Here is a 9,775-nt window from a genome sequence, read left to right as displayed (position 1 = left end):
ATTCAGGACCCTGTGCCAGGTAGATGCCGCCGCCCCCCGCGACCAGCGCCACCGCCACCACCCCCGCAACGAGCCTGGCCCGCCGGCTTCTGGGCCACGGCAGGCGACGCCGCGGCCGGGCCTCGTCACCTTTGTGCGGCGGCAGTCCCGGGGACAGGCCGATCCGTTCCTCCTGCTCGGCCGGCGGCAGCGGTTCCCGGGGCGGGCCGGTCGGTTTCTCCGGCTTGGCCGACGGCAGGAGCTCGGTCGGCGGGGACGGCTCCGGGGAGCGCGGCGGCTTCGGGCCGGTCGGTTCCTCCGGCTCGGCCGACGGTATGACCGAAGGGGAAGAGCCGGGGTGGGCGGCGATGGAGGTGAGCTGCCGGGTGGCCTCGTCGCCGTCCATCCGCTGCGCGGGATCCTTGGCCAGCAGCCCGAGGAGGACCGGGGTCAGCTCCGTTGCCTGGCGCGGCGGGGTGGGAAACTCGGACAGAACGGCGCTCAGCGTGGTGACAGCGGTGTCGCGGTCGAAGGGGCCGGTCCCCTCGAGCGCGAAATACAGGGTGGCGCCGAGTGAGAACAGGTCGCAGGCCGGAGTGGGTTCGCCGTGGGCCCGTTCCGGTGCCATGTAGCCAGGGGTCCCGAGGAAATCCGCAGTGGCGGTCAGGCGCTCTCCGGAGCTCGGCTCCAGCGAGATGCCGTAGTCGATCAGCAGCACCTGGCAGCCCTCCGTAGGGTGGGAGGGCTGCGGGCCGGGGCAGGTCAGCAGGACGTTGGCCGGTTTGACGTCCCGGTGCAGGATGCCGAGCCGGTGGCCCTCCTGCAGGGCGTCGAGGACCGCCAGCCCGATCCGGGCGACGTCGGCGGGCGGCAGCGGCCCCCGCTCGTGCACCACCGCGTCCAGGTCCATGGCGCCGGGGACGAATTCCATGACGATCCACGGCAGGCCGTCGGCCTCCACGATGTCGTACACAGTGACCACATGGGGGTGGTTGCGCAGCCGGGCAGCGTGCTGCGCTTCGCCGCGGGCCCTCGTGATCCGGGCGCTCACCTCTTGTTCCGGGAGGTCCGGCGGCAGGACGATCTCCTTGAGCGCGACCTCGCACGCCAATCGCTCGTCATACGCCTGCCACACCCGTCCCCTGCCGCCAGTGCCGAGCCGACGCAGAAGCCGGTAGCGCCCGGCGATCACGCGCCCGGCGGCCTCGTGCACTCCCGTCATGGCGTTCCCTCTTCCAGGGAGGCCCAGCAGGGTCCCCGGCGAGCGTTACAGCCCCTCTTTAGGTATTTCATATCACCCGAAGAGGGGCAAGTTGCCCAGAACGGGCGTAGCCCGCGCCCCCTGATCGAACGACGACGAGCTGCTGCCCTTGACCGATACCGGCCACGAAGGCGCACCCGTCTCCTTCCGGATGCCGCACAAGAAGCCCGAGTGCGGCAAACTCACCGAAGACCAACAGCAGTTCAACAAGGTCATCGGCGCGATCCGAGCCCCGGCCGAGAAGGCCGACGCCAACCTGAAGACCCGCTTCAAGGCACTGCGCCGCGTCAGTCTCGCACCCCAGCGGATCAGCGGCATCGTTGCCGCCGCTCTCGTCCTGTTCCACTTCGAGAGAGGCCGTGTCGCACAACCCGACGGAACCCGCCACGTTCCTGTGGCGGGTTCCGTCGTCAAGGCCGATCAGCGCGTGTGGCGTGTTCAGCCGATCGAGTTCGACTGGGTGTTCCCGTCGTTGTCGTCGCCCTCGATCGAGTTCGACTGGGTGTTCCCGTCGTTGTCGTCACCCTCGATCGAGTTCTTCTGGGTGTTCCCGTCGTTGTCGTTGCCCTTGATCCGGTTCTCCTGCTCGTTTCCGTCGTTGTCGTCGCCCTTGATCGAGTTCTCCTGCTCGTTGAAGTCGTTGTCGTCGCCCTCGATCGAGTTCTTCTGCTTGTTGAAGTCGTTGTCGTTGCCCTTGATCCGGTTCTTCTGCTTATTGAAGTCGTTGTCGTTGCCCTTGATCCGGTTCTTCTGCTCGTTGAAGTCGTTGTCACCGCCCTGCACCACGCTCACCGCAGCGTTCGGCGTCTGAGGAACCGCTTGAGCGCTCGCCACCCCTGCCGCTCCGGCAATAATCGCAGCAGCGCAAGAAACGCCGACGATGCGGGAGATGCGTACGCGCATGTTTGCAGCCATGATGTTTTCTCCTTGAGTGAATTTGATTCGCTTTTTGAAATACAGCAAGCCGAGATTTCTACTTGCTTGTTGCGCCACCTCGATGTGACGCCCCGGCGATTCGCCTACAACCACATTCACCCATCGCAAGAAACAAGCAAAGCTACGGAAGCTCGGGGCTTGACAGGACCAATATGAGAAGTTACATTCTGCGGTTTTTCGGCTTCGGCTGCGAAGCAGGGCACCGCGAGAGTCCTGATCGTCCGGTTTGATCAGGGATCCCGGAGACGACGGAACCCGCCACGGTCCTGTGGCGGGTTCGTCTCGTCGAGGCCGATCGGCACGTGTGGCGTGTTCAGCCGATCACGTTCGTCTGGGTGTTGAAGTCGTTGTCGTCGCCCTCGATCACGTTCGTCTGGGTGTTGCCGTCGCCCTCGCCGTAGTTTTCCTTCTCGTTCTTGCCCTTGTCGTGCTTGCCCTTGTCGTGGCCGTCGTCGCCATAGGAGACGCTGCCGTTCGACGCCCCGAATTCAGTCGAGGTAAGAGAGCTTGCGGCGGGAGCGGAGATCGCGAGAGCCGCGGCTACAGCCGCGGAGACGAAGAAGGTGCGAGTAATGCGCATGGAGAGACATTCCTTTCGCCACGACTGCGATGGCCGGCACAGCACCGGCTCATCGGGAATCGCAGTAGCGACGTGATCACCCTTAGCCGAATCCGGGTCGCGCGCCACTGGAAGAAGTAGCATTCGAGGGATATAGTGGGCTCTTCGGGTTAATTAGGGTCAAAAAACTACCCGTTTGGCGGCATCCGGCTTCACTGATTGGTCATCACATTGGGGTAAGGGCCGCGCCTACCTCGGCGCCGCCTGGCAGCGATGCCGGGTTCACTTCGTGCGGGACGTCTTCAGCGTGATCGAGAAGGGCTCAGGAGGGATGGTGGCGGCCGCTGCCCGCACCATCTTCGCGCAGACCACCGCCGAGGCCGTCCGCAACCAGTTGAACGTGGTCGCCGACATGCTCGGACGGCAGTTTCCGCAGGTCAAGGCCATGCTGCTGACGCCGAGACAGATTTCACCGCGTTTGTGGACTTCCTGGCGGCCGGGGCGGACGCCGTACAGGCCCACGACGGCCGGTTCGGCGTACAGCTCGCCGCGGGCGTCCATGTCGTTCCCCTTTCCTCGCGCCCCCCATACTCTGACGCTCCGTCAGGTAATGCCACCGGAGCCGGGAGTCTGCGATGTCACTGCTGGAGGGAAAGACCGTGGTCGTCTCGGGGGTCGGCGCCGGACTGGGTCACCAGGTCGCGGCGGCGGTCGTACGGGACGGCGGGAACGCGGTACTGGGTGCGCGGACGGCGGAGAACCTCGCCAAGAGCGCGGCCGCGATCGATCCGCACGGGGCGCACACGGCGTACCGGGCGACCGACATCACCGACGAGGGGCAGTGCGAGGAGCTGGCCGGGCTGGCGCGGGAGCGGTTCGGGGGGATCGACGCGGTCGTCCATGTCGCCGCCTGGGACAGCTACTTCGGCGGGCTGGAGGACGCCGACTTCTCGGCCTGGCTGTCGGTGGTCGACGTCAACCTGCTGGGGACGCTGCGGATGACGCGGGCGTGTCTGCCGGGGCTGAAGGAGGGCGGCGGGGGGTCGGTGGTGTTCGTCGGGACACAGTCGGCGGTGGCGGCCCCGTCGCAGGTGCGGCAGGCGGCGTACGCGGCGTCGAAGGGTGCGTTGACGAGCGCGATGTACTCGCTGGCGCGGGAGCTCGGGCCGTATCGGATCCGCGTGAACACCGTGCTGCCGGGGTGGATGTGGGGACCGCCGGTGCAGGCGTACGTGCAGTTCGCCGCGCACACCGAGGGGGTGCCGGAGGACGAGGTGCTGGGGCGGCTGACCGGGCGGATGGCGTTGCCGGAGCTGGCCACGGACGGGGATGTGGCGGACGCGGCGGTGTTCCTGGCGTCGGACCGGGCGCGGGCCATCACCGGGCAGTCACTGCTGGTCAACGCGGGGGAGCTGATGCGCTGACCCCACCTCTCCTGGATTCATGTCTGTGAACGAAGGTCACCGGACAGAACATTTTTGCCTGCTCTTGACCTTCCTCTTGCTTGTCGTGCCCTCGTCACCGCACTCACGATGAGCGGGCCGTTCACAAGGCGGACCCTGGAAGGGTGGCACATGAACAGTCTCGACTGGGCCGTGCTCATCGGCTACTTCGGCGTGATGGTCGCGATCGGCATCTGGTCGCACAAGCGCGTGGACAACGTCAGCGACTTCTTCACCGCCGGCGGGAAGATGCCGTGGTGGCTGTCCGGCATCTCGCACCACATGTCCGGATACAGCGCGGTGATGTTCACGGGGTACGCAGGCATCGCCTACACCTACGGCGTGACCTCCTTCGTGACGTGGTCCTTCCCGATCGCGCTGGGCATCGCCATCGGGTCGAAGCTGTTCGCACCGCGCATCAACCGGCTGCGCTCGCGGCTGCATGTGGCCTCTCCGCTGGAGTACTTGAAGAACCGTTACGACCTCAAGACCCAGCAGGCGCTGGCCTGGTCGGGCATGCTGCTGAAGATCGTGGACGTGGGCGCGAAGTGGGCGGCGATCGCGACCCTGCTGTCGGTGTTCACCGGGGTCTCCCTGAACGAGGGCATCCTCATCACTGGTGGGATCACGGCCGTGTACTGCACCATCGGCGGCCTGTGGGCGGACGCGCTGACGGAACTGGGACAGTTCGTCATCCAACTCCTCGCCGGTATCGCGATGTTCGTCGCCGTCGTGGTGGAACTCGGCGACTACGGCGGGTTCTTCGGCGTCTGGGACCGGCCGGAGCTGGACGGACACGAGAAGCCGCTGGTGGGGCCGTACGGGACGGTCTTCCTGCTCGCCTTCCTCTTCATCAAGCTGTTCGAGTACAACGGCGGCATGCTCAACCAGGCCCAGCGGTACATGGCGACGCCCACGCCGCGGGAGGCGGAGCGCTCGGCCCGGCTGTCGGCGGCGCTGTGGCTGGTCTGGCCGCTGGTGCTGTTCTTCCCCATGTGGATGTCGCCGCTGCTGGTGGAGTCGCAGAAGCCGGACGGCTCCGACTCCTACGCCCTGATGACCGAACAGCTCCTCCCGCACGGCCTGTTGGGCCTGGTCATCGTCGGCTTCTTCTCGCACACCATGGCCATGTGCTCCTCCGACGCCAACGCGATCGCCGCCGTGTTCACCCGGGACTGCGCGCCGGTGATCTCGGCGAAGGCCCGCGCGTGGAACGAGCGCCAGGGGCTGATCGTGGCCCGCGTCGCCACCGTCGTGTTCCTCGGGCTGTCCATGGCGGCGGCCACGCAGGTCAACTCCCCCACCTTCAAGGACATCATCACCGTGGTGATCAAGTGGGTCGCCGGTCTGATGGGCCCGATGGCCATCCCGATGATGCTGGGCCTGCTGCGGCCGTTCCGCCGCTCCGGGCCGACCGCGGCGCTCGTCAGCTGGTCGATGGGTCTGCTCGCCTTCTGGCTGGTCAACTACCCGATCAACTGGAACGTCGAGGGCGGAGTGCCGCTCCAGTACCAGGTCTCCGTGCCGCTGGCGGTGTCGCTGGTGCTGTACATCCTCATCGGGTACATGAAGCCCGAGGACACCCCGGAGCGGCTGGCGATCATCGAGCGGATCAACACCGACGGGGACGGGGCGGCAGCGGCAGCGGTCCCGTCTCCCGCCGGGTCGGTGGACGGCGTGGTGCGTACGACGACGAAGGACTGACCTGGTGTCAGCTGCTCGGGGTCTCACCGACCTTGTCGACGACGCCGATCCCGAGCAGGGCCGTCTCGTCCGTACCGAGGTAGTCCAGGGACGTCTTGTCGAAGACCCAGGTGTCGAGGTCGTCGCTGTCCTGGAAGGTGAGCCCGATGCCGTGCCGGCCGGCGGCGTCCTGTGCGTCCTCGACCACGGTGACGCCCGGGATCTTCGCCGCGGCACGGTAGAGGGCGGCGCTCACGTCGGGGATGAGGACGGACCGGTCCAGCATCGAGTCGATCATCTCCATCGCCGCCTCCTCGTGGGTCGGTCCCTGACCCTCGGTGTCGGCCCAGATCTTCTGGTACAGCTTCTCCGGGTCGGCCGGCAGGGCCTCCAGCTTCCGGTAGGTGGCGTTGTTGGGGTCGATGCCCATCACCATGTCGAAGGTCGACTTGCCGCCGCGGAACGGCCCGCCGCCGGGCGGCGGGTCCAGCACCGTGATCGTGGCCAGCCCTTCCCGCCTGCCGTCGACCGCCTGCCAGTCCGTGCGCCGGTACTTCCACTCCTTGCCTGCCTCCCACCAGTCGGTGCCCTGGACCCGGGTGTAGACGAACTGGTCGTCGCGGACGGGCACGGTCTGCTTGGCGTCGGCGACCGTGGCGATGCGGTTCAGCAGGGCCACGGCTTCCTGGTCGGTGACGGGCTTGTCGGGTTCGCCGGAACCGGTGGCGGCGAGCGCGACGGCGACCACGGCGGCGGCCGTGACGAGGGGGACGGCGATCTTCACAACACGTCGGCGAGGGACAGGGGCGGACTTCTGGGTGAACTCGCGCATCAGATGGCCCTTCAGCAGGCTCTGACGGTCGCTCGGCAGGACCGGTTCACCCGGGCTCGGCAGCAGCCGGGCCAGTTCTTCACGCTCTGCGGGGTTCATCGGCACTTCTCCTGGTTCGACCGGGCCGCTCGCTGCGGCCATCCGGTTCCTGTCCGGCGGCGGGAGTGCGTCTCGGGGTTTTCCTCAGTTCCGCCTCGGCCAGCCACCGCAGTCGCTGCCGGGCGCGGGCGAGACGCGAGCGCACGGTGCTGACGGGGACGCCGAGGGCGTCGGCGGCGGCCGCGTAGCTCAGGCCTGACCAGACGCACAGCGAGAACACCTCGCGCTCGGGTCTGCGCAGCCGGTGCAGGGCCGCCCGGGCGGCCGCGAGCCGTTCGGCGTCCTCCATACGACCGACCAGTTCGTCGGCGAAGTCCGGCACGGTCTCGCGGTCGCTACGCCGGTCCGGGAGCCGGGCGAGCGCGGCGCTGTGCCGGCGGGCGGCTCGGCGGGAGTTGCGCAGGACGTTGGTGGCAATGCCGTACAGCCAGGGCCGCAGCCCGTCGCCCTCATGAGGGTCGGGAGGCTCGGGTCTGAGTCGGTCCCGCAGGCGCCAGGCCTCCAGGAAAGTCAGCGACACCGCGTCCTCCGCGGCGCCACGGTCGCCGGTCAGCCGGGCGGCGTGGCCGTAGAGGGCCTGCGCGTGGGCCGAGAACAGCTCGGCGAAGGCCTCCGGGTCGCCGGCCCGTATCCGGGCGCGTAGAGATAGGTCCACAGCCCGGCCTGTCCGCTCGGCGCCCGGCGTTCCTGTGATGTCGGTCACAGGCCGATGGGGCTCACCCCCGCGGATAGCGCGCCAGCCATGCCGGTGACGCGCCCGCCGGGCCGTGCAGGGCCGGGCCCTGGGTCATCTCCATGGCGAAGTCGTCGGCCAGTTCCAGGATTGTGGGCCGGCCCTCCAGCTCGGCCAGCCAGGCCGGCGGGAGCGCCGTCTCGCCGTGCAGGGCGCCGAGGAGGCCGCCGGTGAGGGCGGCGGTCGTGGCGGAGGGTCCGTCGTGATTGACGGCGAGACGCAGCCCCTGCCGTACGTCCTCACCGACCAGCGCGCAATAGACGGCGGCGGAGACAGCCCTCTCCGCCGTACCCTCCCCCGCCAGCTCCGCCACCCGCGCCGGTGTCGGGATCCCCTGCCGTACCGCGCCCAGCGCGTGCTGCAACGCCTCCGACACCGGCTGATGCCCCGGACGGGCGGCGAGCAGGGCGAGCGCCCGCTGCACGGCACCGTCCAGGCTGTCGCCCCGCGCCAGCGCATGCACGATCACGGCGTACGCGCCCGCCGCGAGGTAGGCGGTGGGGTGGCCGTGGGTCTGGGCGGCACACTCCACGGCGAGCTGCACGACCAGTTGCGGCTCCCAGCCGACGAGCAGACCGAACGGCGCGGAACGGGCCGCCGCCTCGGGACCGGCCTCACCGGGGTTCTTCGGCATGTCCAGTGTGCCCATGACCTCGTCGCCGAGACCCAGCAGCAGGGCCCGGGCAGGGTCGCGGCGGGCGTACAGCCACTCCTCGCGGGCCAGCCAGCCGTCGTCCTTGCGGCGCAGGTCCGGCCCCCAGTCCCGCTGGGTGGCGGCCCAGCGCAGATACGCCCGGTGCAGGTCGGTGGGCGGATGCCAGGCGCCGGTGTCCCGGCGCACCTGCGCGCGGATCAGCCCGTCGACAGTGAACAGCGTGAGCTGGGTGCGGTCGGTGACGGCACCGCGTCTGCCGTACGCGGGGGCGAGGTCGACGACGCCTTCCGGGCCGTGCGCCTCCCGGATCCCGTCCAGCGTCAGCCCGTCGACCGGCGCACCGAGCGCGTCCCCGACGGCGACGCCGAGCAGCGTGCCGCGCACGCGACTGCGGAAGTCCTGCTGCTCGGTACGGCCCCAGACGGCGCCGGCTGTCGCGTCCACCAGACCTCCCCGGGGCACCGTCCGTACGTACGACGCTCAGCACTGTATGCGACTGGAGGCGATCGGATCAGGGGGCGGATCGGTATGTGAGGTGTGCCCGAGTGGTCGCGAGTGGCCAGACAGTCGAACTCACGCAATCCCCCCTCCCGGTCGAGGGGTCTGCCGGCCTATACGGAATCGCGGCCGGGCACGGCGAGTTCGGCGGCAAGGATTCTCTACGCCGCTGCAGCCGCGAGGCGGCAGTCGCGGCACCGGCCGGGGCGCCCGGCTCATATTCGCCGGCGACTCATGGACCGCGTTCCTCACCTGCGCGGCCGACAGTCGGTGAGCGCGCCATACTGCGGGACGCCGCGGACAGGGATCGGCCGCCTGGGCGACAGGGCCCAGGCGGCCGATCTGCGTCGGTCCCCGTCCGCGCTCGTGCGTCACGAGCAGAAGGGGAACGTGCCCTCCCCGTTCTCGCCGAACAACTTCCCCCAGTCGCCGTCGAGGAACTGCCGCTTCCAGTCGTCGATCTCGTCTTCCGAGACCTCGTACTTCTCGGCGGCCTCGGCGCTCGTCGTGTGCCCGGACATCACGGACATCACGATCCGCATCTTGTCCGACCCCGAGAGCTTCGATCCCTCCAGCTGGTCCGGCAGCAGGTCGCTGAACCGGAAACAACCGGGCTTGCCGGGCTCCCCCGGCTGACCGGGCTCGCCGCCCTTGCCGCCCTCGCCGCCTTCCCCGCCCTTGCCGCAGTCCGAATGGTGGCCGAGGAGGTCACCGGCACTGGCGGAGTGGCTTGTGACTTCCGTGGCGCTCTGCGGCGCCTGTGCGGCGCACGCGGTCGCGGTGCCGGTGGCAATGGCCAGCGAGGCTATCGCCAGAATGAACGGACGCTGCCGGAGATTTCTGGGCATGGGGTTCTCCGTTTCCATGACAAGGGCGTCACCTGCGTGCGCTGCGCCCCCGGACGTCGTGTTCGGACGACCGGGGGCGCTTGCGGTGATCAATGGGTGGTTGGAGGGAGTGAGGTGGAGGTCCTGAAGACCTCCACCCCGTTGAGGTGGGCGATCAGTCGCCGTCGCCGCCCGTACCACCGGCGCCGCCGTCACCTGCGTCGCCTTCGTCGCTCTCGCCACCGGCACCCCCGGCGCCGGTGGTACGGGC

The 9,775-nt window shown here is 68.9% G+C and carries 9 protein-coding genes and 2 pseudogenes; 4 read left to right on the top strand and 7 right to left on the bottom strand.

From position 1 onward, the window contains the following. The coding region (locus StrepF001_RS43045; RefSeq protein ID WP_240797975.1) for a serine/threonine-protein kinase at positions 1–1,201 on the bottom strand (1,201 nt) is incomplete at its 3' end. A 190-nt stretch (positions 1,202–1,391) separates the two neighbouring features. On the opposite strand from StrepF001_RS43045, the pseudogene StrepF001_RS49170 reads away from it, so the two are divergent. Next, a pseudogene (locus StrepF001_RS49170) lies at positions 1,392–1,580 on the top strand (transposase family protein); the annotation flags it as partial. Positions 1,581–1,678: 98 nt separating this feature from the next. On the opposite strand, the gene StrepF001_RS49165 reads toward StrepF001_RS49170, so the two are convergent. Together StrepF001_RS49165 and StrepF001_RS43035 are read right to left on the bottom strand one after the other, a co-directional pair. Then, a complete protein-coding gene (locus StrepF001_RS49165) occupies positions 1,679–2,155 on the bottom strand; it encodes a hypothetical protein (protein ID WP_240797976.1) in 477 nt (158 codons plus the stop codon). A 334-nt stretch (positions 2,156–2,489) separates the two neighbouring features. Beyond that, positions 2,490–2,756: a hypothetical protein gene (locus StrepF001_RS43035; RefSeq protein WP_129803521.1), complete on the bottom strand. Its 267-nt coding sequence runs from the start codon at positions 2,754–2,756 to the stop codon at positions 2,490–2,492. Between the two features lie 232 nt (positions 2,757–2,988). Here StrepF001_RS43035 and StrepF001_RS43030 point away from each other — a divergent pair. The 3 genes and pseudogenes from StrepF001_RS43030 to StrepF001_RS43020 form a co-directional block, all read left to right on the top strand. After that, positions 2,989–3,224 (top strand): annotated as a pseudogene (locus StrepF001_RS43030) (transposase); the annotation flags it as partial. A gap of 146 nt (positions 3,225–3,370) precedes the next feature. Further along, a complete protein-coding gene (locus StrepF001_RS43025; protein WP_129803520.1) occupies positions 3,371–4,159 on the top strand; it encodes an SDR family oxidoreductase in 789 nt (262 codons plus the stop codon). Between the two features lie 150 nt (positions 4,160–4,309). Then, positions 4,310–5,881: a sodium:solute symporter family protein gene (locus StrepF001_RS43020; protein WP_129803519.1), complete on the top strand. Its 1,572-nt coding sequence runs from the start codon at positions 4,310–4,312 to the stop codon at positions 5,879–5,881. Positions 5,882–5,888: 7 nt separating this feature from the next. Here StrepF001_RS43020 and StrepF001_RS43015 read toward each other — a convergent pair whose 3' ends face one another. From StrepF001_RS43015 to StrepF001_RS43000, 4 genes are all read right to left on the bottom strand, one after another. Beyond that, positions 5,889–6,791 (bottom strand): CU044_5270 family protein, encoded by a 903-nt coding sequence (locus StrepF001_RS43015; RefSeq protein ID WP_129803518.1) that lies wholly within the window; start codon positions 6,789–6,791, stop codon positions 5,889–5,891. Next, a complete protein-coding gene (locus StrepF001_RS43010; RefSeq protein WP_129803523.1) occupies positions 6,772–7,446 on the bottom strand; it encodes an RNA polymerase sigma factor in 675 nt (224 codons plus the stop codon). Before StrepF001_RS43010 ends, StrepF001_RS43015 begins: the two co-directional genes overlap by 20 nt. Before the next feature lie 61 nt (positions 7,447–7,507). After that, entirely contained in the window at positions 7,508–8,623 is a 1,116-nt protein-coding gene (locus StrepF001_RS43005; protein ID WP_129803517.1) for an ADP-ribosylglycohydrolase family protein, read from the bottom strand. A 425-nt stretch (positions 8,624–9,048) separates the two neighbouring features. Beyond that, a complete protein-coding gene (locus tag StrepF001_RS43000) occupies positions 9,049–9,525 on the bottom strand; it encodes a helix-turn-helix domain-containing protein (RefSeq protein WP_129803516.1) in 477 nt (158 codons plus the stop codon). Positions 9,526–9,775: the final 250 nt, after the last annotated feature.

Source organism: Streptomyces sp. F001 (genome assembly GCF_004187715.1).
Lineage (GTDB): Bacteria > Actinomycetota > Actinomycetes > Streptomycetales > Streptomycetaceae > Streptomyces > Streptomyces flavusporus.
This window is presented reverse-complemented; position numbering and strand designations above follow the sequence as displayed.